The organism is Pseudoalteromonas sp. T1lg75 (genome assembly GCF_002964705.1).
Taxonomy (GTDB): domain Bacteria; phylum Pseudomonadota; class Gammaproteobacteria; order Enterobacterales; family Alteromonadaceae; genus Pseudoalteromonas.
Genome location: NZ_PQCD01000026.1, coordinates 1 through 770, shown reverse-complemented (window position 1 = coordinate 770; position 770 = coordinate 1). Strand labels below are relative to the sequence as shown.

1 protein-coding gene is annotated in these 770 nt (G+C 47.1%); it reads right to left on the bottom strand.

Annotated features, from left to right (window positions below; genetic code table 11):
- The coding region (locus C2M36_RS06730) for an elongation factor Tu (protein ID WP_105254269.1) at nt 1-770 on the bottom strand (770 nt) is incomplete at its 3' end.

The following is a 770-nucleotide window of genomic DNA, read 5'->3' as shown; positions in this document are numbered from 1 at the left end:
GTACAAGTTGTCTTCGTAGTTTCTTTGATACCTACGATTTCAACTTCGTCGTTCACGTTGATGATACCGGCTTCAACACGACCAGTTACAACTGTACCACGACCCTGGATTGAGAATACGTCTTCGATAGGCATGATGAAAGGCTTATCGATGTCACGCTCTGGCTCTGGGATGTAAGTGTCTAGTGCTTCTGCAAGCTCAACGATCTTGTCTTCCCACTCTTTCTCGCCTTCTAGGGCTTTAAGAGCTGAACCTTGGATTAGAGGTAGGTCGTCACCTGGGAAGTCGTACTCAGAAAGAAGTTCACGAACTTCCATTTCTACTAGCTCTAGTAGCTCTTCGTCGTCAACCATGTCACATTTGTTCATGAATACGATGATGTAAGGTACACCAACCTGACGAGAAAGAAGGATGTGCTCACGAGTCTGAGGCATAGGACCGTCAGTCGCAGCTACTACTAGGATCGCGCCGTCCATCTGAGCAGCACCAGTGATCATGTTTTTAACGTAGTCAGCGTGTCCAGGACAGTCAACGTGCGCGTAGTGGCGAGTTGGAGTGTCGTACTCAACGTGTGAAGTTGAGATTGTGATACCACGCTCACGCTCTTCTGGAGCGTTATCGATTGATGCGAAGTCTTTTGCTTCACCACCGTATACTTTTGCAAGTACGTTAGTGATTGCTGCAGTTAGAGTTGTTTTACCGTGGTCAACGTGGCCGATTGTACCAACGTTTACGTGCGGTTTTACGCGTTCAAACTTTTCTTTTGCCAT